The sequence below is a fragment of the Microbacterium sp. ProA8 genome (assembly GCF_039905635.1).
In the GTDB taxonomy this organism is placed as follows: Bacteria; Actinomycetota; Actinomycetes; order Actinomycetales; family Microbacteriaceae; genus Microbacterium; species Microbacterium chionoecetis.
In genome coordinates this window covers 1,007,487-1,032,983 of sequence record NZ_CP157000.1, presented here as the reverse complement: position 1 = coordinate 1,032,983, position 25,497 = coordinate 1,007,487, and the positions used below count along the sequence as shown (strand labels likewise).

Sequence of the window (25,497 nt, the reverse complement as noted above, 5' to 3'; positions counted from 1 at the left end):
CGGCGGAGGGTGATGTACCACTCCCGTTGCCCACGAATCGGGCCTGAACGGACAGCACCTAACATGTGGTGCCCCTTCCCTCGTCATGCACGCAGGTAGAGCTCGGCTGGACGGCCGCGCCCCTCGCGCAGCTGCGCGCCGGTAGGCGTGAGCTTGTCGAGCATGGTGCGCCGGAAAGTGTCGGGCAGCAGCTGCTCTCCGAGGACGATCTCGTGGAGCAGGCGGAGCTGTCGGATGGTGAACGGTGCGAGGAGCAGCCGCTCGGGGTCGGGGCTGCGCCGGTAGTCGGTCCGCACCGAGTCGACGGCGAACGCCACGATCGCGGCGTGGTCGTACTTGAGAGGCGGCAGCTCATCGACCGGGGCCAGACGGACCCGCTCGCTCGTCATGAGGGCCTCGGCGCGCCCGACGCCATAGTGCGCGACGGAGAGGACCCAGCCGCGATCGTCGCGCTGCGGCGCGTCGAACACGTGCAGTTGTCGCACCTCGACGCCGACGACGCCGGCTTTGTCGCGCAGTGCCCGGGTGGCGGCATCCCGAAGCGTCTCGCCGGAGTGAATGAATGTCCCTGGCAGCCGCCATTCCGCTTCCTCGCGGCGGGTGGCGTCGTTGGTGAGCGTGAGCAGCACGCAGAGCCGATCGCCCGCGATCGTGAGGACCGCGGTGTCGGCCGCGACCGATGGGCGCGGATAGTCCTCGAGGGATTTGCCGTGGCTGTCGCGGTAGATCATCGCCGTCCGTAGACCTGCGGATTTCCCACTACCCACGCGTTGCTCGCGCGCAAGGCGGCGTGATCGGGCCATGGCAGACCGAGCACCTGGAGGGCGTGCTCGTACTTCTCGCGCAGCCGATCTCTCGTCGGCTCATCGAGGGGCGCGACGCGGTCGGGGTCAGTGTTGTGTGTGACGTCGGCGTACTTCACGGCGCGCGCCGCGGCATTCCCAGCGATGCGACGGTAGTAGTCGTCGCCGCTCGTGTTCGAGTCACGCGTCAGCAGCGCGACGATCTCGATCACGGCGGGATGGATGCCGGCGAGCCGCAGCCTGCGAGCATCGACGGCTGTGTCTTCGAGCACGTCGTGCAACCAGGCGGCGCAGTGTTCGACGGTGTTCGCGATGGGGTCGAAGTGCAGGCTGATGGCGGCCGGGTGTCGAATGTAGTCCACCCCCAGCTTGTCGCGCTGGCCCGTGTGCACGGCGACCGCGAGCGATTGGGCGCGCGCCGACTGCTCGAGCCGCTCCGTGTCGCTGAGGTCGGAGATCGGCTTCTCCTGCACCGTGGATGATGCGGAAGCGGCGCCGTCGCCCCCGTCAGCGTCGCCCTTCACAGGTACGACGGATCCGGCCGAGGTCGCGCGCTTCAACAGGTACTGCGTAACCGTGGGCCAGTCAGGGAACTCGTCGGTTCCGAACGCGATGACCTCACCCTCGAACCTGTCGGCACCGCGGTGGAACGGCCGGTCGTCGACGAGGAAGTCCCCGCGATTCAGGTTCTTGTGATGCGAAAGGATCAGTCGCTTGTACGCGGGCGTGCCGTCGTGCTCGCCGAGGTGCCGCTGGACCCACTCGATCTTGTGCTGCCAGGCCGACGGGTTCAACCACGGCGCGGTGGACAGGATGTACGTGTCGTACACCTCCGCGAGCTCATGGAACGCCTCGATCGCCCCTGGCAGCGGCTCCATGAGGGCGAAGATGCCCGGGACTTCGTCGTACCGGTCCGCGAAGTCGGCGTGCTGTCGGGTGTCGATTCGGTCGATGCCGGACCGGAAGTCGACCAGCGTGTTGTCCATGTCGATGTAAAGGATCTGCTTCGGTCCACTGGCGGCGTCGTTCATACTCATCTCGTCTCTCCTCGCTGCAAACTCATCTAGCGGACGTCGTGCTGGATCGCGGGGCCGGCCTGATCACAGGTCTCGCAATGCGTACCCATCAGGAAGGGATGATGCCCGTAGCCAGGCCCACATGATCTGCGCCACCTGCAGTGGGCTCGTCAAGACGTCGTGGGGCAGATAGTCCGCCATCAGATGGCCGGCATCGTAGACCCGCCGACGGCCGATGGCCTGCCAAAGACGTGGACGACCCCGGGCCTGCTGCACTCGCCGCGTGAAGCAGGCGGGTCCGGGAACACCGTTGACTTCAACGATCCAGCCCCCGTCCACTCGCATGCACTGCGCCCACAACGAGGCATGTGTCCGCCTCGCCACCGCCCAGGATCCTTCAGTGAGCAATCCGCTCACCCGTTCGGCAATCTCGTCCACGGAACGGACGGCGATCAGCCCGTTGCCGCGTGGACTCCAGGTCACGGGCGGCGCCGCGACCACGTGATGGCGCAACCATGATTCCACCTCCGTGGCGAAAGCCTGCTCCATCTCCGGGGCCGCCACAGCTCCCCCAGGTCTCTGCACCGGCAACGACGTACGGACCATGCGCTCCTCCATTCCCTCTCGTTCGAAGTTTGTCACCTGCCACCGACATTTAGCTCAGAGCCGCGCAAATATCGCCTGCCCAACATACCAATTCATTTGCTTTTAACGCAGTCTTGCGCAATTTGGCAACGGCAGGCAGACTGGCTTTAGCGCAGATATGCGTTTAATCGAAGGAGCACAACATGAACGAGAGCATCGAGGGCAGGGTCCTGTGCCAGCTGTTCGGCGGCCCGTTGGACGGCGCCTCGTACGGCGACCTGCCCGATCTCGGCGGGCCGTACACAGGAGCTTCGCTGACCATCCCGTTGGGCCAGCCCGCGGCATCCCATCCGTCCGCCGTGTACACATGCACTGGAGACTCCCCCGTTCAGGGGAAGTGGCAGTTCTTCTACCTTCGCACTGAGAGTGCCTCTTCGGTGCGTTCGGGCGAGCGCTCGCACGTCACCCCGGTGGGAGCACACTGATGCACCTCTCCGCGCCGCAGCTCGATCGCGCCGCCGGAGCCGTCGTGGTCTCGGCTGCGGGCGATGCGCTCGGCTCGCAGTACGAGTTCGGCCCCGCGCTCTCGGACTCCGTGACACCTGAGTTCGGTGTCGGCCGTTTCGGTCACGAGGTCGCCGAGTGGACCGACGACACCAGCATGGCCATGCCGGTCCTGGCTCTGCTGGCGGACGGGCACAAGCTCGAAGACGAGTCGTCGATGGCGACGATCCTGCGGAGCTGGCGCGATTGGTCTCGGACGGCGAAGGATGTGGGCTCTCAAACTCGCTCCGTGCTCGGCCGGCTCGCCGACGACGCGGATGAGAAGGACGCGAGAAACGTCGCCGAGGCGATGCACGTCGGCGCTGGGCGCAGTGGCGGCAACGGGTCCCTCATGCGCACGGGACCGGACGCACTCGGCTACCTCGACCGTTCGCCGGCCGAGCTTGGCTCGGCAGCAGGACGGATCGCCCAACTCACGCACTGGGAGATCGACAACGTCGATGCGTGCACACTCTGGTGTCTCGCCGTCCGGCACGCGATCTTGACCGGTGAGCTCGACATCCGGGCTCAGCTGGCGTGGATTCCCTCGGACCGCCGGAATCGGTGGAGCGACCTGATCGAGGAAGCGACGCACCTTCACGCGCACCCTCGCGACTTCCGCGAAGGCAATGGCTGGGTCGTCCGCGCGTTCCAGGCTGCCCTTGCCGCGCTCTCGGGAGCGACGTCACCGCGCGATGTGATCGAACGCGCGGTACGCGGGGGAGGCGACACCGACACGGTTGCCGCGATCGCAGGATCGCTCGCTGGCGCGACGTGGGGAGCGAGCGCTCTGCCCTGGTCGATGAAACGCCGTCTGCACGGATGGCCCGGGCTGGGCTCTGATGAGCTCGTCCGACTCGCATGCCTCGCCGCGCGGCACGGGAAGCCGGACCCTGAGGGGTGGCCCAGCGCCGCCCGAGCCACCGTGTATCCGTTCAACGATCACCTGTTCAGGCACCCGTATGACGACGGTGTCTGGATCGGTTCGATCGCCGCGCTCGATCGACTCCCCAATGAGGTGGATGCTGTCGTCTCCCTCTGCCGCATCGGGCGCCGTCACACACCCGGCAGGGTCGAGAGCGTCCAGATCTGGCTCATCGACCAGGACTACAGAAACAATCACCTCGACGTCGTCCTCGAAGACGCAGTGGATGCCGTCGCCACCCTCCGCCGCGAAGGCGGGCGCGTGTTCCTGCACTGCGCCGAGGGCCGCAGCCGCACGGCAGCGGTCGCCGCGCTCTACGGAGTCCGCCATCATGGCATTTCGCTCGAGCAGGCCTGGCAGGACATCGGCATGACTCTGCCCGGATTCGCCCCCAAGCAGTTCCTGCGCGACGCGGTCGAGCGCCTCAGCCGCAATCCTGTCGCCGCACCGGAGCCTCTGCCATGATCTCGGTCATGCCGACACGATTCGACGGTCCGATCGACGCGACTCGCCTCTACGAACGCTGGGAAGACCGCATCGAAGGCTGGGACGATTTCCAGCGGGTCGTCGATACTCTGACAACCCTCTACCCCTACCGCGGCTTCGTCTGGCGTGGGCAGGCAAATGCGTCCTGGGGGTTGCACAGCTCGCTCGCACGCGCCATCGAGCGGGTGAAGAACGAACCTGCGACCGAAGACGATCTCGTGCGCGCCGAGAAGAAGCTTCTTCGCCTCGCCCGGATCGACTGGCGACTCGACGGAACACCGGCACTCCCGCTGTTCGCGCAGATGCAGCACGTGGGCGCGCCGACCCGACTCCTCGACGTCACTTTCAATCCGCTCATCGCGGCCTGGTTCGCGGTGTCACGGGATGACGAATGTGACCACCTCGACGGCCGCCTTCTGGTGTTCGTCGACGACAACGAGCCGCTGCAGCTGAACTCGCTATGGAAGACGAACACCCCCCGCTGGCACCAACTCAAGTCCGATAGCGCCCGCCGTGTACAGCAGTGGGGAACAGGCGCGGGGCGCAAGATCTGGCGGCCGCCTGCACTGCACGCTCGGATCCCCGCGCAGAATGCTGCGTTCCTGTTGGATGGAGCGCCCGTGTTCGCCGACACAGGGTGGAACGATCTGACCGCCGCCCAGATGCGCGAGTTCTCCTCGATCCCCCTGCGACTCGGACGTGCGAACACCGATCGTCTCGCCCGCGCGGATGCACCCGTCTTCACTTATCGCATCACGGTCGACGGCAAGAAGGAGATCCGCAGCCGACTCGAGGATCGATTCGGCTACCACTTTGCCAGTGTCTACGCCGACATCGAGGGACTGGCGACCTACGCGCACCGATGGCCTGACAAGATCGTCGGCGACTGACTCGCCGCCGCTGCCGGGTGACGATCGGAGCGTTACGGAGACCCAGACATCGCGGTCTGATCCTCACCAACTCGCTCCGTCGGGCTCCTCTGTACGGCCGGATACGCCTCTTGGGTTCCTGCGATCTCGACGATCTGTGCGTCCCCGCGCGCTGACAGTGCGGCGAGGACAGCGTCCCGCTCGCCTGCAGCCGAATCGATGCGGTCCGCGAGTGTCGCCCACACGTCTGCATCGTCCGAGCGAGCGTCGCCCGTGAGAGCAAGAATCCGAGCTTCCGTACTGTTGCTCTCTTGGACCGGCTCGACGCCGAAGGTGCCGTCGGTGCCGAAGACGAAGAATGCGAGGTCACCCTCCCGGAGCCCCAGCTTCTCGATCTCGGCGCGCACGCTTCCGAGCACGATCTGCGGGCCACGCCAGGACACGAGGATGGTTCCTTCGACGCCGGTGCGCACGAGCGTCTTCGCCTCGGCGACCGATAGGTCGATCTCCTCGCCGAGCGCGTTCGGCAACGGGCTGCCGCTGCCCCGGAGATGTTCGGAGTTGACGACGAACCGGAGCTTGACGCTGTCGTCGTGGCGGTAGAGTCCCCGCGTTTGGGCGAGACCCTTCCGCCGTGGTCGCCGCATGTCTCGACGCGCACGACGACGCACGACGCCCTTCAGCGTGATGTACGGGAACGACGTTGCGTACGTGACGATGCTGCGCGGCGAGACATCGAAGCGGCTCGTGATGTCAGCGACGAGGTCGTCGATGGTCATCTCTCCGCCTGCGGTGGTCAGCGATCGGCCGATCATGGCGCGGATGCCGAGGTAGCCGGTGAGCCCCCACGACGCGAGCCCCCAGTCATCGCGGTCGACTCGCGAGAAACGGGGGTCCTCCGAGAGCTGATTCCGGAGCGATCGCACACTCCGATCAACTCCGAGCCCGGCGACGAGGGCTTCGGACGACATCGGCTCCTGCTGAGTATGGAGAATGACCTCGGCGCGATCGGGCATGCCGGCGCGGCCGAGCAACGCGCATCCTCGGAGCAGCGTTACCCCGCAGTACTCAAGCCACTCCGTCGACAGCTCGAGACCCGGGCTGTCGACAGCCGCCAGCTCGACGAAAGAGCGCCCGGCTGCAAGCCGCGTCAGTTCGCTCTTCGTCTGAGCGACCGCACCAGCCACGGTGCCGCGGGCGCACCAGCCGTCCTTGATCTCGTACGAGAGGTCGATCCGATCGAGGAAGCGCCACACGGGCTGCCCGATGGCGGACACGTGCTCTCCGAGTGTCGGGTGGCGCTGCACAAGCGTTCGCAACCCCACGAGCGATCCGATCGCGCCGGAGGCGATCGTAGCGAGGGAGTGAAGGTCGCCCGCCCTCGTGCGCTCGGTCAGAATGGCGATGAGCTTCGACTCGATCTGCCGAATGCGCTCGCGCGTCACCTCAAACTGCTTGCCGAGATCGTCGAGACTCACTGGGTCGTCAGCCATCACCCGATCGCGCAGCACGGTAAGTTCGCGGTCGCCCGGGCCGGCGAGCGCCGCCTCTACCGCTGCGGCGGCCGCGCCACCGTCTTCCACGTCGGGGAGCAGATCGGATGCCGCGAGCGCCGCTATCCTGGCACGCGCGGAAGCGACCGCGGCAGGCTCGACGACGCCGTCCGGCGCCGTGAGTACCGAGACATCCTCGGATCCGAGGATTCGATGCCAGCGCGCGAGTGTCTCCAGGTCCTCGACCACGTCAGCTTTCCATCTGGGTTCCGGCGCAGCATCCATCGCGGCCACCTCGGGTGCGGGAGGCGAACCCGTCGCCGTCATGAGGCCCTCCAGCAGCTCACGCACCGATCCCACCCCCGCGCCCCTCAGGGCGAGCAGGTCGTTGACCGACATCAGCTTGATCTCGCCGTAGCTCCCTAGGCCCTCGCGGCTGAGAATGTTGCGCATGCGAACCCCCATTCGCACTCTTCCAAGATCGAGTCGATCCGGGATCCCCTGCAACCGATCTCTCAGCAACAGCACTCGAAGGCTCTCGTCGAGGGGATCGATGTCGGCTCCGCCGTCGATGTGGTGCGCGAGGACCTGCCCCGTCTCGTCGTTCATGAAAATCCCCATGCCCAGCCGGGCATACGCCGCTTGTCAGACTGTTCCGCCCAGTGCCCCAATGTGGCCGCAACGCCGATCACTCTGCCACAGAGCGCAGACACAGACCCCCGGCGTCTACGCGCCCGCGGGTGCAAGTTCCACCTCCCACGCAGCCGAGCCGTCGGCGCGCACGAACAGCAGCACCGAGCGCACAGGCGCACCCGTCGCCGCCGTCAGCGCCCGCTCATAGGCGTGCAGCTGCGGAGCGTAGTACGCCGACCGCGCTCTAACGGCGCCTACCGGGATCGCGTCAGTCTTGTAGTCGACGATGCTCAGCCCACCGTCGGCGTCCCGGTACATCAGGTCCATGAAGCCCTCGAGCACCGTTCCGTCACCTTCCACCGAGGCGACGAAGAGCTCGCGCCAGTGCTCCAGACGGGATGCCTTGCCCACGGTGCGCGAGGCCAGAGCCGATCGGGCGTACCCCGCGACAGCGTCGGCGAACTCGGTCACCCCTTCTGCCGCGCACTGCGCCGCCACGACCGCGGCGAACTCGTCGTCGGAGGCCGAGCCGTCGAGCGCCACCGTCTGCAGCACACCATGCACAGCTCGCCCGATCATCGTTCCGTACCGGCCCTTGAGCCACGGTGGCAGCTCGAGGTCTCGTGCCCCCTTCGCCTTCCCCGCCGTGACCTCCGCCAGCGCCTCGTCCTCGGCCGCGACGTACACGGCGATCTCGCCGTAGGCCTCGGGTTCCGTGCCCTCGAGTCCCGACGCCGATCGCGCCGCCACGGCCGCCGATCGCGCGCGGGCAGCCTCGACGGACTCGCGCCACGAGGCATCCGTCCCCGCCCATGGCACGGTGTTCGACGCGAGCGGCGTTGCAAGGCGGTCGTCGGTCGGCACAAAGGCGACGGCACCGGGTGCGTCCAATGCCCCACCGCCTGCCAGCACGCGCGCCGAGGTCTGCACCGCGTTGGCGGCCCGGTGCAGCGAGACCGCGAGATGGTCGCGGGCGCGCGTCGCCGCAACATACAGCAGGCGCCGACGTTCGAGGTCGTCCATCTGCTCGTCGAGCGGCTTCGCCGTCTCGAAGTCGTTCGTCTGCACGCCCGACCCGAGCCGCACCGCGTATCCGCCGGCATCCGGCCAGAGCAGCTGCACCCCGGGGACATTGCGCGGGCGTGCGGTCATGCCCGAGAGCACGACCATGCCGAACTCGAGGCCCTTTGCCGCGTGCACCGTCATGATGCGCACCACGTCGAGGTCGTGCTCAGGAAGGATCGCTTCCGCGACGCGTGCGCCCTCCTCCGTCTGACGCGTCGCCCAGGCGAGGTACTCGCGCAAGCCGCCGTGCTCGACCTCTGCCCAGGCACGAGCCTGATCGATGACGAACCGCACGCGGCTCCACTGATCGCGGGCAAGTGGCGCGGCGTCGGTGACGACAGCGGTTTCGAGCACACGCCGCTCGAGGGCGAGCTCGGTCAGCAGCTCAGCCGGGCTCATCCAGCGGCTGCGACGAGCAAGTTCCCCGAGCCAGTCCATGGCGAGGGCTGCGGGCAGTTCCGCTGCGGCATCCGGGATCTTCGTTCCGACGCGGAACCGTCCGCCGGCGCGCCGATAGCGGTAGAGGTCGTCATCGCCACACGCGAAGAGCGGCGAGCGGAGCGCGGCGACGGTCGCCAGCTCATCGCCGGTGTCGGCGATCGAACGCAGCGCGGCCATCATGGCGCGTACCTCCGGAGCCGAGTAGACGAGCGAGCTCGATTCGGTGCGATAGGAGATGCCGGCCGCGCTCAGCGCGGCCTCCAGGAACGGCAGCGAGGTGCGCGCTGGGATGAGGATGGCGATGTCGCTCGCGCGGATCGCGCGCCACTCCCCGGTGCGCTTGTCAGACACCGTCCACCCCTCGACAAGCGCCTGCGTGACGACACCGGCGACGTCAGCTGCTTCGAACGCGCGCAACTCGTCAGCGGTCAGTCGTGCGTCGGGATGCTCCTCGACTCCGAGCAACGTCACGTCAGCCCCCACAGCTTCGGCCTGGCGATACGGCGCGAGGGCGGCGAAGGGCGGCTGCTTGCGGTCCTGTTCGACGATGACGCCCCCGAACAGTCCGTTCACCCAGTCGATCACGGGTGGCGTCGTGCGGAAGTTGCGGCTCAGCGAGACCGTAGTGCCGAGCTTCTCCTGAGCTTCGAGGTAGGTCTCGATGCTCGCGCGACGGAACCGGTAGATCGACTGCTTCGGGTCGCCGACGAGAAACAGGGATCCCGGCGGAACGCTGATGTCGCGCCAATCGATGGCCTCCGCCTCCAGCCCGCCGGCGATGCGCACGGCGAGTTCGAGCTGGATCGGATCGGTGTCTTGGAACTCGTCGATGAGCAGGTACCGGTACTGCTCTTGAAGCTCCTCTCGCACGGCGGGATCGCGACGCAGGAGGTCGCGCGCCGCCACGAGCAGGTCGTGGAACTCGAGTTCGCCGGACGAGATCCGCGCCTCGGCGGACTCGAGCACCCACGCCGCGATCCAGCGTGCGACGGGGCGCACGGCGGCGTCGACGACACGGGCGACGAGGGCGGATGCCTCGGACGCGAGGTCTGCGCACGCGCCACGCATGCCGGCGATGTCGGGCCAGTTGTCCCTGCGTCCGAAGTTGCCGAACTTCAACATCCCCAGCGAGCCAAGGAGACGGAAGCGCTCCACATCGCTTGTCGCACGCCGCAACTGGGTGAGGCTGGATTCGACGTCGGCGAGCTTTGTGACCAGCCGGTCACCAGAATCCCGACACTCCGATCGCCGGTCGAGCAGGAGTTGCGCCTGCCTCAAGATGGGGTCTACATCGAGCGCGGGCATCACCGTGGGAACGGGTTCGGCGAGCACGCGATCGGCGATGAGGTCCCAGTCGTTGCCGAACGCGCGCGCAAGGGAGCGGAGGTCATCGAGCTTTCGGCCCGCGCCGAGCAGCAACCCGAGCGGCGCCGCGAGCGACTCGTCATCGAGGAGACGGCGCTGCGCGACTGACCACCGCTCGTCGAAGGCCACCGACGAGGCCACTTCGTCGAGCGCCTCGACGAGCAGAGGCATGCCGGCCTGGATGGGATAGGCAGCGAGAAGGCGCTGCGCGAACGAGTGGATGGTGCCGATCGGGGCGTGGTCGAGGTCTTCGACGGCCTTGCCTGCAGCGGAATACTGCGGATCGTCCGCACCGACCTCTTCGAGGGCGGCGCGGAGCCGATCGCGAAGTTCGGCGCCTGCCTTCTCAGTGAAGGTGATGACGGCGAGGTGCGTCAGCGGCACACCGTCACGCAGCACGAGCGTCTTCACGCGACCGACGAGCGCGTGGGTCTTACCTGTGCCGGCACCGGCTTCGACGAAAAGGGTGCGATCAGTGTCGTTGGCGATCGCGGTCCGGTCTCCCGTGTCATCCCGTACCTCGATGAGGGTCATCGGCCGCTCCCCTCTTCTGCACCAGCTGTCCCAGCCTGGGACACCACCGCGGGGTCGATGACTCCGAGCAGGCGCCGCATCGCGGCATCCGTGTTCTTCCTGGCGTACCCGTCCCGCAGCGACCCGTACCCGAGTCCGTCGGGGTTGCACCACGGGCATGTGACGAAGAGATAGTCGTCCTTCTCGGGCGGCTTCGCAGGGAAGATCCCCGACCGGATGCCGTCGGCAAGCGTGTCGAGAATGTCGCGGTATCGCGACGACAACTCCTCGTCGAGCGGCACCGCGATGCGGCGCCCGCGATCCTTGCGCACGAACCAGTACTGGGCCGTGACGGGCTGCTCGCCGTACCGGGCCTTGGCTGCGAGGGCGTATGCGGGCAGCTGGAGCTTCGTGCCGGCCACGAGCGGATCGCCGCGCTCGATGTCGGCGAAGCCGCGCGAGCTGCCTGACTTGATGTCGGTGACGACCAGCGATCCGTCGGCGCGCTGGTCAACGCGGTCGGCGCTGCCGCGCAGGCCGACCGAACCACTCGCGACCTGGACGTGCACGGGCCCGATCCCGCGCATGCCGAAATGCAGCTCGCTCGCGAGCACCCGCGCGCTCTCGGCTGCCCGGAAGGCGTCGTCGTCGTCGAGCATCGCGTCGAGATCGGCGAGGATCGACGCCCGATCGGTCGCCCAAAGCCGCGGGTGCCCAGTCAGACCCCGAGCCTCGTAGTCGTCGGCCCTCGCGTTCGCGAGCTCACGCAGACGCGCCCGCTGCTCCGGCGTCCACGGCCCGCCGTAATCGGGAAGACGCTGGGCCTCTTCGCGCGTCAGGTCGTCCATCGTCTCGTGGATGAGGTTTCCGACGTGCATCGGGGCGATCGTGACCGATTCCTCTGGCTGCTCGAGCGGCTTGACCCCCAGCATCCGCTCGACGAAGTACGCGTGCGGGCACTTGGCGTAGGCCTCGAGCGCCGTTGTCGAGACGAGTGTGTGGCCGTTCGTGAGGTCGGGCAGGTCCGCGACGCCGGCCAGGTTGCCGTCGAAGCGAGTGAAGGCAACGCTACGGCGCGCGTCGACGAGCGTTGCGGCGTCGGACAACACCGGATCGCCCAGCTCGTCACCCGCGGCGAGGCGACGCAGGCGCAGCTCCTGCTCGGTCGCCGGCAACTCGGCCGTGCGCGTCTCTGACCAGTTCGAGCTGAGGCCGGTGAGGGCAGATTCCGCGTCGTCCCACTTCGTCGCGGGGAGCGTCGGCAGCCCGGCGAGCGCCCGAATGGTCGGCATCAGCCAGCGACTCGGCAGGCGTTCGGTGCTCCGGCGTAGGTCGCCGCGCGCGAAGCTCGCCGTCGAGACAGGCGCCGCGTGAAGGGCAGCGGCGAGCGCGAGCCGCAGGTCGTCGACGCGTTCACTGACCGTGGGCAAGGCGCCACCCGAGGCCGCCCGGGCGCGCTCGGGAAGCAGCGGATCGGGGTTGAGTCTGCCGGGATACAGGTCTTCCGAGAGCCCGACAACCCAGACGCGGGCCACGTCGAGCGACGCCGCAGACGAGACATGGCCCACGAAAACGCCTTCGCCGAAACGGCCGACGCGCGGCATGCGGGCCTCGAGATCTGCCTCGACGATGTCGCGCAGCGCATCCGGCCGAGGAGTCACGCCGCCGCCCAGCGCCCCGTCGAGGTCGCCGAGTGAGCGCAGCGTCTGTTCGATCGCGATGACGGCGCGCTGCTCGTCCTCGCGCAGATTGTGGAGTTCGTGCGACGGGCCGAGGTAGCGGTGCAGGGCGTTCAGCGCCCACGTGCCGAGCTCCGCCCATGTCTGCACACGAGTCGCCGCCGCAAGCTGATCGCGGAGCTCCGCGACGAACAGTCGCAAACCCTCGGCCTGATCGATCGACATCTCGCGATGACGGATGCTGCCTTCCGAGGCATCCGGGTCGCTCGCAAGCTCCTCTCGCTCTGCCCGCTTGGTGCGCACGAAGGCGTCAAGACGCGTCGTCCAGTGGTCTTCGCCGATGACGCCCGCTTCGCGTGAAATGCGCTCCCACGCGGACCGGGGCGGTGTCATGCGATCGGCGGCCGCCAGGCGGATCGGCGCACGCCCCAGCCAGTCGAAGAGTTCGCGACGGCGAAGGTCGGCGCCATCCAGAGCGAGCAGCGTCAGGAAGGCATCCGCCGTTGCGCGGTCGCGAAGCGGGCGCACGCCGTGACCGTTGAAGGAGATCCCGGCCTCCGTGAAGCGGTCGTGCAGCAGACTCGCGTAGGGCGAGCGGGCCGTGTAGAGGATCGCGAGTCGAGGGCCGGGGTGCGTAGCGAGGGCTTGCAACGCCTGACGAGTGACGGCCCGTACCTCTTCGTCGGCGTCTGAGGCGTGCAAGACCTCGGATGCCATGACCTCTGCCTCACCCGCGAAGATCCCGTGCGCGTCGGCGCCGCGGGTCAGCTGCGTGACGAAGCGCTGCTCGGCGGGCGTGCGCCGCGCGGGCAGGAAGTCGATGATCCGGCCAAGGTGGCGGCCGCCACCGTCGAGAATGCTCGCAGCCTCGACGAGCGCCGCTTCATCCCGCCGCTCTTCGCCGAGGCGCGCGAGCACACGACGGTGCAGCGCGACCACATCGGCGAGCAGCTCGGACTGGCCCGCCAGCGCCTGCAGGTTGGCAGCATCGACGCGGCGCAGTTCGCGGTGTGCGCGGACGAGAGCGCGGACGGTCGACGGATGCTCGGCCACCCGCGCGAGCGACAGCGGCTCGCGCGCGAGCTCGGCTCGCCATGCCATCGTCAGCGTCGCGGTCGTTACGGGAGTACTCGTCTTCCCCGCGCGCGCCAGCTCCAGCTCGGCGAGACGTGGGAGCGTGACGGTCGTGATCGCTGCCACACCCAGGCGACCATCAACGCCACGCGCGAGGGCGCGCCGCACCGTAAGACCCGCGATGTTGTCGCGCACGATGACGGTGACGGGCGCGAGCGAGTCGTCGCGCTGCGCCTCGGCGACGAGCGCTCGCAGGGCCTCGAGCGCGGGCGCACCCCAGGCAGTGTGCGTGATGTTCATACGGCTGACCTCCGGGTGCAGCGGGCATCTCGTTCTTATCAGGAGAGGTCGCCGTTTCAGTACGCCCATTCCCAGCCGGTCGGGCTGCCGGCCATCGCGAGCACGACGAATCCGTTCGTCGCCGCGACGTCGAGGACGATCCATCCCGAGACGCTCTGGCCCGGGCCGATCTGGACCGGCAGCTGCTGGCCACTGTCGAGGCACGACCAGGCGTTGCCGACCGGGTCGTTGAGTCGCTTGCCCTCGGCGTCGTAGGCCTGCCAGTCGTGCTGGGTGAACGTGATCCAGGGGAACTCGTCTTCGGCCAATTCGGGAGTCGTCTCGATGTTGAGGTGGATGCCCAGGTAGTGACCGTTCGCCGGGGCCTCGGCGAAGCCGCTGGTGCATTCGGGGTCCAGCACGATGTCGGTGACGGCGAATCTCGACGTCACGACATCCGATGCCAGCGCGGAGGTTCCAGCGAGCTGGCCGATCTCCTTGACGAGATTGCCGCGCGAGCTGGTGACCGTCTCACCGAACTCAGACGGTGCGGCAGCCTCCGTCGCCTCGGGCGTGGCCTCGGCTGTCGCGACGGGCGCGGTGTCGGGTGTCTTGCCCGAGTCGGCGCGTGGCGCCGGCGAGCACGCCGTCAGCGAGAGAATGAGGGCGACGGATGCCGCGGCGATGGGTGCAATCTTGTGCATGACATGCTCCGGTCGAGGTCGAGGTTGAGCGACAGGCGGAGCGGCCCCCCAGCAGAGCCCCGCCTGTCGCGGCGACGTTTGCCGCCGGAACCGATAGTGGTTCGAGTCGGATGGTGCATGGAGCAACCAGCTTGATAAGCCCTCTTATCGGATGTTGCGTACAAAGTTGCCTGATTCACCGCTAGCTTTGGCGACATGTCCTCGACTCCCCCGCTTCTCATCGACCTGGCCGGCGTCGCGCGCCTGGCCGGCGTGCAGCGGCCGGTGGCATCGATGTGGCGAGCCCGCTTCAGTGGGACCGCTGATCCGTTTCCACATGCGGCACACCAGAAAGACGGACGTCCCTTCTTCGACGCGATGTCCATCGCCCAGTGGCTGGTGCGCACGGACCACGGGAATAATCCGGAAGCTGTGGCCGACGCAGCGGCGTCTGCCGTCCCGCGGGGGTTCGACTTCGCGGATGCCGAGCATGTGGCAGCGGTCGATGCCTTGCTCGCCCTGCACGCGGTGACCGGTGAGACTGTCGGCGGCTTGGACGCCGACGCGCTCAGCCGCCTGGCCGCCGTCGCGGATCCAGACGACTCGTGCCTGGCCGCCGAAGTGTCGGCAGCTGAGCCGGCCTGGGCGGAGTGGGCTGATCTGCTTGCCGACGCCGCGTATTCGCCCCTCGCGGCATCGCGGCTCCTTGAGCGGCGCCATGCGTCGACGAAAGCAGCCGGCGGATCCGCCGGTCCGCTCACGGCTGACGCCGAGGCGCTGCTGCTCGGCCTGTCGGTAGCGCTCATGGCTGGACGCGACTCCACGCTCGTCGTCGCCGCAGGCATCGCTTCGGCGCTCGCACACGAGCTCATCTCCGCTCTCGCCGATTCCGAGGTCTCCCTGGCCGAGCAGCCAGAGCGGCGCGGCATCGTCCGGCGCCTGCTGCTCGACGGCATCGCGTTGACTCTCGACCACACCTCTGGATTGGCGCCGCGGCTCACTGTCACGCGCCTGCCCTCGGCCGGCGCTCTCCTGGCGTCGGAGATGCTCCGGACACTCGACGAGCTGGTTCTCGCCATGCGCGACGATGACCGGGCACTGGTGCTCGCACCGGCCGGCGTTCTGATCGGGTCGATCGCGACGACTGACGCGCTGACGCGCACCGACGTGCTGCGGTCGGGGCGCGTCCGCGCCATCGTGCGGCTCCCCTCCGGCCTGGTCACCTCGGCCGCTCGAGAGGCGCTCGCGCTCTGGGTGCTGGGGCGCGAGGCCGGCGACGTCCCGCTGGCCGATCGTTTCACGGCGGTCGCCGACCTCACCGAGGTCACGCTGACACGAGCGGCCAGGGCGGACCTGGCGAGCGATGTGGTCGCCGCGATGGGCAGCGCTCACGATGTGCGTGCGCACGCGTTCCGGTTCACTCGGCTCGTGCGCACGACCTCGCTGCTCGCCGCACGCGGTGATCTGCTCGGCCCCGGCGCCCGCGCTGCCACCGCCCGAAGCTCGACACGGGAACTCCCGGCGCTGCTGGATCAGGCCCGCGCGAGCATGCCCGACGACGTCCCCGTGGCCTCGCCCACCTCGGCACCCGGGCGCCCACTCGACTCGGCGTCGGTGGATGCGCTCCTCACCGATCGGCACCTGCGTGTTCTGGCTGGGACGCGCCTCGCGCACGACGAGTACTCGCCCACCGGTCTCGTCGCGGTCGGCGCCGAGGATCTCGACAATCCCGCGAAGATCGGCGAGCACCGCGTCGATCCGATGGTGTTCGCGCAGCGGCATCCTTCCGCGCGACTGACAGCACCGGGCGACATCATCTTCCGCACCTCACCGACCGCGAAGGCGTGGGTTGATGCCGACGGCTCCAAGGTCGTGGCGCATCCCGCTCGCGTCCTGCGCATCGACGCGTCCGACCCCGGCGGCCTCGTGCCCGAACTCATGGCGCTCGACATCGATCGCTCGCCCGGCGGTGCCGGATCGTGGCGACGGTGGCGGCTGCGTCGAGTAGCCCCGCAGCAGACGGCGCCGCTCCGGGCCGCACTCGCAGATATCGCTACGCGCCGCAGAGCGCTCGAACACCGCGTCGAAGCCCTCGACGCCTATGCCGACCTGCTCGCCGCCGGCGTTGCCTCCGGCACAGTCATGCTCACCGATCCCGCCGCAGCCGCGGCATCCGTTCCGCAGTAAGGAATACCATGCCCCGCATACCGAAAGCCGCCCCGCAGGCGCCGTCGACGATGAAGGAGCTGAAAGACACGCTCTGGAAGGCCGCCGACAAACTGCGCGGATCGATGGATGCCTCGCAGTACAAGGACGTCATCCTCGGTCTCGTCTTCCTCAAGTACGTGTCAGACGCCTTCGATGAGCGGCGTGCAAGCATCCGCGCCGAGCTCACGGCCGAGGGGTACGACGACGACCAGATCGCCGACCTCATCGACGACACCGACGAGTACACCGGACGCGGCGTGTTCTGGGTACCGGCGAACGCGCGGTGGGGGTTCCTCGCCGAGCGTGCGAAGGGTGCATCGGTCGACGGCGTCGAGAAGTCGATTGGCCTGCTGATCGATGAGGCGATGGATGCCGTCATGCAGGCGAACCCGCAGCTCTCGGGCACGCTCCCCCGCATCTTCAACCGCGACAGCGTCGACCAGCGCCGACTGGGTGAGCTGCTCGATCTGCTGAACTCCGCACGGTTCGCCGCGCAGGGCCAGGGCGGGTCGGACGGGCGCCGCGCGCGCGATCTGCTGGGCGAGGTGTACGAGTACTTCCTCGAGAAGTTCGCCGCGGCCGAGGGCAAGCGGGGTGGTGAGTTCTATACGCCCGCCGGAGTCGTGCGGGTGCTGGTCGAACTGCTGCAGCCGACGCACGGGCGCGTCTATGACCCGGCGTGCGGGTCGGGCGGGATGTTCGTGCAGGCCGAGAAGTTCATCGACGCGCACCACGGCGAGAGCAGCGAGATCTCGGTGTACGGGCAGGAGCTCAACGAGCGCACGTGGCGCATGGCGAAGATGAACCTCGCCATCCACGGGCTGTCGGGCAACCTCGGTCCGCGCTGGGGCGACACGTTCGCCCGCGACCTGCACCCTGACCTGCAGGCCGACTTCGTGATGGCGAACCCGCCGTTCAACATCAAGGACTGGGCCCGCAACGAGTCCGACCCGCGCTGGCGCTTCGGCGTGCCGCCGGCCGGCAACGCGAACTACGCGTGGATCCAGCACATCCTCTCCAAACTCGCTCCCGGAGGGCAGGCCGGCGTCGTCATGGCGAACGGCTCGATGTCGTCGAACTCGGGCGGCGAGGGCCAGATCCGCGCCGAGATCGTCGAGGCCGACCTCGTCTCGTGCATGGTCGCCCTGCCGACGCAGCTCTTCCGTTCGACCGGCATCCCAGTGTGCGTCTGGTTCTTCGCGAAAGACAAGGGCAAGCGCGCAGGCGAGGTGCTCTTCATCGACGCCCGCAACCTCGGCCACATGGTCGATCGCGCCGAGCGCGCCCTGAGCGACGACGACATCGCGAAGATCGCCGGCACCTTCCACGCCTGGATGGGCCAAGAGACGGATGCCGCCGCCTTCGCCTTCCCGGCCACACCGGTCGCTGAGCCTGTCGAAGCGCCCGAGGTCTTGGTCGTTGAGCGAGCGAGGAACGAGCGAGACGAAACGTCTGCACCCGGCGCATACGCCGACACCCCCGGCTTCTGCTACTCCGCACCCCTCGCCGAGATCAAGGCCGCCGACTACGCGCTGACGCCCGGTCGCTACGTCGGCGCCGCGGATGTCGAGGACGATGGCGAGCCGATCGAGGAGAAGCTCGCGCGGTTGCGAGCAGAGCTTGAGACGCAGTTCGCGGAGTCGGCGCGGCTCGCCGAGGTTGTGCGCGAACAGTTGGAGCGAGTGTCATGATCCAAACCGTCACCATTGCTGACATCGCCGCACCCGTGCCGCGTTCCATCGCGATTGGACCCTTCGGATCCGCGCTGCGTGCTGATCGCTACACGAGCAGTGGTGTGCCTGTCGTGCGCGGACAGAACATAGGCGATCGATGGGGACTCTCAACCGACGACCTCGTGTACGTGGCTCGCGAAACCGCGGATGAGTTCCCTGCGTGTCTGGTGAGACCCGGTGACCTGGTCTTCCCTCATCGCGGGGCGATAGGTCGTGTTGCACGGGTAGACGATCAGGAATGGCTGCTCTCATCAAGCATGATGAAGCTGACGGTCGACACGGACGTGGCCGACTCGCGGTTCGTTCTTCTCTACTTCCGCGACAAGGGTCGCGACGAATTGCTGAGCCGCGCCTCGACGGTGGGAACGCCGGGAATCGGGCAACCGCTCACGTCGCTCCGCAGCATCCCGATCCCGCTCCCGCCGCTCCCAGAGCAGCAGGCGATCGCCGAGGTGCTGGGCGCCCTCGACGACAAGATCGCCGCCAACACCGCCCTCGCCGCGACCGCGTGGGGCCTAATGGAGACCCAGTTCCGCTTGATCCAAGCCGATCCTGCACACTCCAAGAGCACGCTTGGAGCGATTGTCTCGCTCGAATACGGCAAAGCGTTGTCTGCCGCCGCGCGGCGCTCTGGCGAAGTCGCCGTGGTTGGCAGCGGGGGCATCAGCGGTGCGCATTCAGTTGCTCTCGTCGACCGCTCGGGTGTGGTTGTCGGCCGCAAGGGGTCTGCCGGAAGCGTTCACTGGGTCAGCGGGCCACACTTCCCAATCGACACAACCTTCTACGTCCGTGGGACGCGCGCGGGGATTTCGCAGCCATATCTATACTTCCTCCTCCGAACACTCCGCCTCGACGAGATGAACAATGATTCGGCGGTTCCCGGCCTGAATCGTTCGGAAGCTCTCGCACTGCCGATCGCACTCGCTGACACGACAAGGATCGCGAGCTTCACGTACCAGGCGGATGCGTTGATCGAACTCATTGACGCTGTCAGCCGCGAGAACCGCACGCTCGCCGCAACCCGCGACGCACTGCTTCCGCAGCTCATGTCGGGCAAACTCCGCGTCCGCCATGCGGAGAAGGTTGCGGCCGCCGCCGGCGTCTGAGCGCAACGGGCTCGATACCGGATACATTCACAAGACTGCACCGTCGCACGCATCTGGGGAGATTCAACGCATGACCACCACGTCCGCGCCGCCTTCGGCGACCGCACCCGCATCGAAGCATGTCAAGAAGACGCCCGTCTGGGCGAAGGTCCTGCTCGTCGCGTTCATCCTGGCCCTCGTCGGCGGAGCCGCCGTTGCCGGCGTCTCAGTCGGCAAGTTTCTCGGTGCCGCCGAGTCGCGCGACACACAGGTGATCCGCTCCATCAAGGGTGAGGAGCAGGTGGTTCTTCTGACCGCGGGCATGACGGATGTCGAGGAGGAGCGCGCGGATGGCCTCAAGCTCGCGATCGGCGATTTCCAGCTCTTCACTCTCCCGGGTACAGAGCGGTCGGTCCTCGTGCGCTATGAGTACGACGCCAAGTATGGGATCGAGGGGAAGGACGTGGAGATTGTCCAGACGGGCGACAACTCCTATCGCGTCCTCATCCCCGATTTCATCTACCTGGGTTACGTCAACCCCGATCTGAGCGTGGCCAAGGAAGAGAACGGCGCACTCAGCTGGACGACACCGGAGATCGACACCACCGCGATATTCGAGGAGATTCTCTCCGATGAGGCGGTTGACGAGCACATCGACGGCTTCCGTCCGGTGCTCGAAGATCAAGCCGCGGCGTTCTACACACGAATCGTGGAAGCCATCGATCCCACGATCAATCTCGAATTCGAGTTCACCTCGTGACCGAGCTCGGCAACCCGGAGAGAGACGCACGCCCATGACCTACGCATCCGAACCCCTCGGCACTCCTGCTGACGAGCCGGGCGATGAGATCGAGCTCATCAGCGATGGCGACGGACTGGTCGTCATCGGCAGGCCGGCCGCCGTCGAACTGTTCGTCGCGACGGCAGGACTGCCGTCGCGCGAACTCGACCTTCGGGGAATCACTTCGTTCGCTGCGAAGGGCGGGTCGGCGCTGCAGACAGCGTCCGAGGTCTCGGCGAACGCCGGGAGGTGGATGAAGCTGACGGAAGAGTCGTGGAGTGCCGCCCAGCACCTTCCCAAAGTGAAGAACTCGTTGACGAAGTTCGATCATGCGACGCTCCGGGCACCGAACGGTCAGTTCGCGAAGAACCTGCAATTCGTGGGCAAACCAACCGCGATGCTCACGAACCCCGCGCTCCTCGCTGGCGTCGGCGGCATCATGGCGCAATACGCCATGCAGCAGACGATGGAGGAGATCACCGAGTACCTCGCGAAGATCGACGCCAAAGTCGACGACATCCTGCGTGCTCAGAAAGATGCGGTGCTCGCCGACATGATCGGCGTCGAGTTGATGCTCGACGAAGCGATGGTCGTGCGCGCCGAGGTCGGCCGAGTGTCCGAGGTGACGTGGTCGAAGGTGCAGGGCAATGCGGCGACGATTGCACGCACCCAGGCGTATGCCCTGCGGCAGCTCGACGGTCTTGCCGAGAACCTCGAGCGAGAGACGAAGATCGGTGAGCTCGCCGACCTATCGAAGCAGGCGCAAGACACCACCGTAGAGTGGCTCGCCGTACTCGCTCGCTGCTTCCAGCTGCAGGAGGGAATGGGTGTCCTGGAACTCGATCGCGTGCTCGACGCGTCGCCGGACGAACTTGACAAGCATCGCATCGCGTTGCAGACGGCGCGGCAACGCCGACGCGAGCTGATCGCCACGACGACGACGCAGCTCGTCGCCCGCATGGACGCGGCCGCCAGCAGAGCTAACTCGAAGGTGCTGCTGAACCCGATGTCGGCGAAGGTCGTGGTGCACGCGAGCAACGAGGTCGCGGTTGACGTCAGTGCCCTGCACGCGACCCTCGGCGTCGCCGATGAGCGCGCAGCCCTCGAAGCCCGCCGTTGGTCTGCGGCAGCCGCCGATGTGCGCGATGGCGTGGTCGGCGCGGGCAAGGACGGTCTGCAGACCGTCGGCCGCTTCGGAGGCGACACCCTCGAGAACGCCCGGATGTCCACCGGGCGGCTCGCGGGAAAGATCGCGAACCGACTTCAGCGCACCGGCGAGACCAACACGACGGAAACCGCCGAAACCGAGGGCACGGAGCGCTGAGGTGACCACCCTCTCCGAAGCAGCCTGGGAGCACGACGCGCTCGACACGCTCGCCGAGCCCCTGGGTTGGAAGCCGGCGAAGGGTGAGAACGTCGCGCCCGGCAGCGGCGAGCGGGACTCATGGGAAGACCTGCTCATCCGTCCGCGCCTGCTCGAGGCACTCCGCCGGCTGAATCCCGGCGTGCCTGGCGAGTATCTTCAGCAGGCAGTAGCTGAGATCGCGTCGCCCAAATCGCAGGATGCGATCACCGAGAACCACCGGATCCACCAGTACCTGGTCGGCGGGTATCCGCTGAGCTACATCGACGCCGACGGAGTCGAGCAGAACCCGAGGCTCCGGCTGCTCGGCTCCGACCCGTCCGAGAACGACTGGCTGGCCGTCAACCAGGTCACACTGCGCCAGGGCGACCTGCATCGGCGGTTCGACATCGTGCTCTTCGTCAACGGGATGCCGCTGAGCATCGTGGAACTGAAGCGGGCCGGCTCGGCATCCACCGGCGTCGCCCCCGCGCACGCACAGCTGCAGACCTACCTGCGCGAGTTTCCGATGGCGTTCCGCTTCTGCGTGCTCACGCTCGCTAGCGACGGGCTGGAGGCGAAGTACGGTACACCGTTCACTCCGCTCAACCACTTCGCGCCGTGGAACGTGGACGACGACGGTGCACCCCTCACTCAGCCCCGCCTCGAGGAGGGGATCTCGGTCGAACCCATCGACGACGCGCTCAACGGGCTCTACAACCAGGAGCGCTTCCTCCAGCTCGTGCGCAACTACACCGCGTTCGACGAGAACTCCGACGGACTCACGAAGCGCATTGCGAAGCCCCACCAGTACTTCGCCGTGACGAAGGCTGTCGGCAGCACGGTGCAGGCCGTCGAGACCAACGGCAAGGCCGGCGTCGTGTGGCACACGCAGGGCTCGGGCAAGTCGATGGAGATGGAGCTGTACGCGAACCTCGTGTCGCGGCATCCGAAGCTCAAGAACCCCACCGTGATCGTCGTGACCGACCGCACGGAGCTCGATGGGCAGCTGTTCCAGACGTTCGATCAGAGCCTGCTGCTCGCCGAGAAGCCGGTGCAGGTGCGCGAACGTGCGCACCTGCGTGACGAGCTGCGCCACCGGGTGACCGGCGGCATCTACTTCACGACGCTGCAGAAGTTCGGACTGAGCAAGGACGAGAAGGACGCCGGAGAGCAGCATCCGCTCCTCACAGACCGACGCAACGTGATCGTCGTCGTCGACGAGGCCCACCGCAGCCACTATGACGACCTCGACGGCTACGCGCGGCACCTGCGCGATGCGCTGCCGAACGCGACCCTCATCGCCTTCACCGGCACGCCGATCTCATTCGCCGAGCGCGACACGCGCGCGGTGTTCGGCGACTACATCGACATCTACGACCTCACCCGGGCGGTGGATGACGGCGCCACGGTGCCGGTGTACTTCGAGCCGCGGCTCATCAAGGTCTCGTTCGCGGACGGCGCCAGCGAAGAGGACATCGACCGCGCCGCCGACGAGTACACGCTCGGGCTCGACGACACCGAGAGGGCTCGGCTCGAGGCATCCGTCGCCGTCGTCAACGCCGTATACGGCGCGCCCGAGCGGATCGAGACCCTCGCCGCCGATCTCGTGCAGCACTGGGAAGAGCGGCGCGAGCGGATGAAGCCGTTCCTCGAGTCTCCCGGTAAGGCGCTCATCGTGGGTGGCACGCGTGAGATCTGCGCGCGGCTCTACACGGCGATCATCGCCTTGCGGCCGGACTGGCACTCTGACGCGCTCGACTCAGGCCGCATCAAGGTCGTCTACTCGGGCTCGGCCTCGGATCAGCCACCCGTGAGCGACCACGTGCGACGCGAATCCGAGAACAAGGCGATCAAGGCCCGGCTGAAGGATGCCGGCGACGAGCTCGAACTGGTGATCGTCAAAGACATGATGCTGACCGGATTCGACGCCCCGCCCCTGCACACGCTCTATCTCGACCGCCCTCTCAAGGGCGCCCTGCTCATGCAGACACTCGCCCGTGTGAACCGCACGTTCAAGGGCAAACAGGACGGGCTGCTCGTCGCCTATGCTCCCCTGGCCGACAATCTCGCCAAGGCGCTGTCGGAGTACACCGTCTCGGATCAGGAGAACAAGCCGATCGGGCGCGACGTCGATGAAGCCGTGGCGATCGCGACCGAGCTTGTGGCGCAGATCCGCGAGATGCTCGCGGAGTGCGACTGGCGTTCGATCGTCAAGCAGGGTGGCTCGCGGGCCTGGCGTACTGCGGCGACCACTGCCACGAACTACCTGCGCAGCTCGCAGAACCCGCTGAACGCAGAAGAGCTGGGACCGGAGCGTCTGGCGTCGCGCTACCGCACGGCGACCGGACAGTTGGCACGCGCGTGGGCGCTCGCGTCTGGACGTGACGGGCTCGCCGAGCTGCACGACGAGATCGCCTTCTACGAGGAGGTGCGCGTATGGATGGCGAAGTTCGACGCGATCGAGCGGCAGTCACGGGACCAGCCCGTTCCAGAGGAGATCTCACGGCTCCTCGGCGCGCTCGTCGCCGAATCGATCGCGCCGGGCGACGTACTCGACATCTATGACGCGGCCGGGCTTCCGCGCCTCGCCCTCGATGACTTGGGTCCGGAGTTCCTCGCGAAAGCTCAGGCGGCGCCGAACACGCACCTCGCGATCGAGGCCCTGCGCAAATCCCTGACCGATGCCGGATCGGCCGCGACGCGCGGCAATCTCGTGCGCCAGCGCGCGTTCTCGGAGCGCATCGCCGAGATCATGAACCGGTACACGAATCAGCAACTGACCTCGGCGGAGGTCATCGCTGAGCTTGTGGAGCTGGCGAAGGAAGTCGCGGCCGAGGCATCCCGTGGGTCGACGTTCTCACCCCCGCTGTCGAGCGACGAGCTCGCGTTCTACGACGCCGTCGCGACGAACGAGTCGGCGATCGACGTTCAAGGCGAAGATGTGCTCGCACAGATCGCGCGCGAGCTCGTCGCGGTTATGCGGCGCGACGTGCGCACCGATTGGACCGTGCGCGACGACGTGCGCGCGAAGCTGCGATCGTCGATCAAGCGGTTGCTCGTGAAGTACAAGTACCCGCCCGACAAGCAGCCCGAGGCGATCAAGCTCGTGATGGACCAGATGGAGTCCATGGCTCCCCGCTACGCGGACGAGCGGAGCAACTCTGTAAGTCCGAAGGGGACGAAGTGAAGACCACGGTGCGAATGGTCTTCCCTGCGCTCACCGCCGTGCTGTTGGTTGTGTCGCTGACGGCGTGTACTCGGGCATCGACCTACAGTCCGGACGCCGCCTATGGATCCGATGACATCGGCCCGAGTTGTTCCGAGTTGCTGGCCGCGACGGTTCAGTACGCCAGGACCGACAGCGGCGACATCAACTCCACCATGGAGGCAATGCGCCTCAACTGCTCAGACGAGTCCGAGATCGCAGCCGACTATCTGTCGAACACGATCGACAATGAGTTCCGTATCGAATCCTGCGACGAGCTGCTCGGCTACGGCACACGGGCTGAAGCGGTGGATCTCCTCGCCCAGGATGGGTGGTGCAGCTTTGGTGTGAGCGAAGAAGCTGCCGCACCGGAGTGGCCCGACGGTGGTCTGGGTTGGGACCAGACCCATGACTACGTGGGCACCGTGCAGCGTGTGTGCGGTCCGCTCATGAGTGCGCGCGAGACCGAGGACGGTACATTCCTCAACGTGGGTAGCGACTACCCCTCCGCTGACCGCTTCACGATCATCTTCTGGGACATCTACCTCGAGCCGGTCGCCTCCGGCACCACGGTCTGCGGGTCAGGAGAAATCTTCCTTTACAACGGGGTGACGCAGATCGAGATGTGGGACCCAGCGGCGCTCGAGATCTGGAGCTGACCAGCACGTCTGCGGGCTGTGCAAATGTT

Annotated in this window: 17 protein-coding genes; 10 read left to right on the top strand and 7 right to left on the bottom strand. The window is 67.3% G+C overall.

Translation table 11 applies throughout. The annotated features are described in order from the left end of the window. Positions 1-83 precede the first annotated feature (83 nt). The 3 genes from ABG085_RS04395 to ABG085_RS04385 form a co-directional block, all read right to left on the bottom strand. The gene (locus tag ABG085_RS04395) at positions 84-731 is read right to left on the bottom strand and encodes an NUDIX domain-containing protein (protein WP_347978211.1); all 648 of its coding nucleotides are present in this window, start codon (positions 729-731) and stop codon (positions 84-86) included. Next, positions 728-1,840: a hypothetical protein gene (locus ABG085_RS04390; RefSeq protein ID WP_347978210.1), complete on the bottom strand. Its 1,113-nt coding sequence runs from the start codon at positions 1,838-1,840 to the stop codon at positions 728-730. The genes ABG085_RS04395 and ABG085_RS04390 overlap by 4 nt, the downstream gene beginning before the upstream one ends. A 63-nt stretch (positions 1,841-1,903) precedes the next feature. Next, positions 1,904-2,437, bottom strand: a complete 534-nt coding sequence (locus ABG085_RS04385) for a hypothetical protein (RefSeq protein ID WP_347978209.1) — start codon at positions 2,435-2,437, stop codon at positions 1,904-1,906. A 170-nt stretch (positions 2,438-2,607) separates the two neighbouring features. Between ABG085_RS04385 and ABG085_RS04380 the strand changes: the two genes are divergently transcribed. Genes ABG085_RS04380 through ABG085_RS04370 form a run of 3 tightly spaced genes read left to right on the top strand, consistent with a single transcriptional unit; the run spans position 2,608 to position 5,248 of the window. Next, positions 2,608-2,889 (top strand): hypothetical protein, encoded by a 282-nt coding sequence (locus tag ABG085_RS04380; protein WP_347978208.1) that lies wholly within the window; start codon positions 2,608-2,610, stop codon positions 2,887-2,889. Next, on the top strand, positions 2,889-4,337 hold the full coding sequence (locus tag ABG085_RS04375; protein ID WP_347978207.1) for an ADP-ribosylglycohydrolase family protein: 1,449 nt from the start codon (positions 2,889-2,891) through the stop codon (positions 4,335-4,337). The genes ABG085_RS04380 and ABG085_RS04375 overlap by 1 nt, the downstream gene beginning before the upstream one ends. After that, positions 4,334-5,248, top strand: coding sequence for an FRG domain-containing protein (locus ABG085_RS04370; RefSeq protein WP_347978206.1), 915 nt, complete (start codon positions 4,334-4,336; stop codon positions 5,246-5,248). Before ABG085_RS04375 ends, ABG085_RS04370 begins: the two co-directional genes overlap by 4 nt. 32 nt (positions 5,249-5,280) lie before the next feature. Here the strand turns inward: ABG085_RS04370 and ABG085_RS04365 are convergent, their stop codons facing one another. From ABG085_RS04365 to ABG085_RS04350, 4 genes are all read right to left on the bottom strand, one after another. Next, positions 5,281-7,329, bottom strand: a complete 2,049-nt coding sequence (locus ABG085_RS04365; protein WP_347978205.1) for a sigma factor-like helix-turn-helix DNA-binding protein — start codon at positions 7,327-7,329, stop codon at positions 5,281-5,283. Positions 7,330-7,446: 117 nt separating this feature from the next. After that, positions 7,447-10,758, bottom strand: a complete 3,312-nt coding sequence (locus ABG085_RS04360) for a UvrD-helicase domain-containing protein (RefSeq protein ID WP_347978204.1) — start codon at positions 10,756-10,758, stop codon at positions 7,447-7,449. Then, positions 10,755-13,790 (bottom strand): PD-(D/E)XK nuclease family protein, encoded by a 3,036-nt coding sequence (locus tag ABG085_RS04355; RefSeq protein WP_347978203.1) that lies wholly within the window; start codon positions 13,788-13,790, stop codon positions 10,755-10,757. The genes ABG085_RS04360 and ABG085_RS04355 overlap by 4 nt, the downstream gene beginning before the upstream one ends. Positions 13,791-13,846: 56 nt before the next feature. Then, positions 13,847-14,473: a hypothetical protein gene (locus tag ABG085_RS04350; protein WP_347978202.1), complete on the bottom strand. Its 627-nt coding sequence runs from the start codon at positions 14,471-14,473 to the stop codon at positions 13,847-13,849. A gap of 195 nt (positions 14,474-14,668) precedes the next feature. Here ABG085_RS04350 and ABG085_RS04345 point away from each other — a divergent pair, with 195 nt between their 5' ends. The 7 genes from ABG085_RS04345 to ABG085_RS04315 all read left to right on the top strand — a co-directional run bounded on the left by ABG085_RS04345 (position 14,669) and on the right by ABG085_RS04315 (position 25,468). After that, entirely contained in the window at positions 14,669-16,639 is a 1,971-nt protein-coding gene (locus ABG085_RS04345) for a hypothetical protein (protein ID WP_347978201.1), read from the top strand. Positions 16,640-16,647: 8 nt separating this feature from the next. Continuing rightward, positions 16,648-18,351: a class I SAM-dependent DNA methyltransferase gene (locus ABG085_RS04340; RefSeq protein ID WP_347978200.1), complete on the top strand. Its 1,704-nt coding sequence runs from the start codon at positions 16,648-16,650 to the stop codon at positions 18,349-18,351. Further along, complete coding sequence (locus ABG085_RS04335) at positions 18,348-19,499, top strand: restriction endonuclease subunit S (RefSeq protein ID WP_347978199.1); 1,152 nt, start codon at positions 18,348-18,350, stop codon at positions 19,497-19,499. The genes ABG085_RS04340 and ABG085_RS04335 overlap by 4 nt, the downstream gene beginning before the upstream one ends. A gap of 70 nt (positions 19,500-19,569) precedes the next feature. After that, entirely contained in the window at positions 19,570-20,238 is a 669-nt protein-coding gene (locus ABG085_RS04330; RefSeq protein ID WP_347978198.1) for a hypothetical protein, read from the top strand. Positions 20,239-20,272: 34 nt separating this feature from the next. Continuing rightward, positions 20,273-21,583: a hypothetical protein gene (locus ABG085_RS04325; protein WP_347978197.1), complete on the top strand. Its 1,311-nt coding sequence runs from the start codon at positions 20,273-20,275 to the stop codon at positions 21,581-21,583. Between the two features lies 1 nt (position 21,584). Beyond that, a complete protein-coding gene (locus ABG085_RS04320; RefSeq protein ID WP_347978196.1) occupies positions 21,585-24,791 on the top strand; it encodes a type I restriction endonuclease subunit R in 3,207 nt (1,068 codons plus the stop codon). After that, positions 24,788-25,468, top strand: a complete 681-nt coding sequence (locus ABG085_RS04315) for a hypothetical protein (protein ID WP_347978195.1) — start codon at positions 24,788-24,790, stop codon at positions 25,466-25,468. Before ABG085_RS04320 ends, ABG085_RS04315 begins: the two co-directional genes overlap by 4 nt. Positions 25,469-25,497 lie beyond the last annotated feature (29 nt).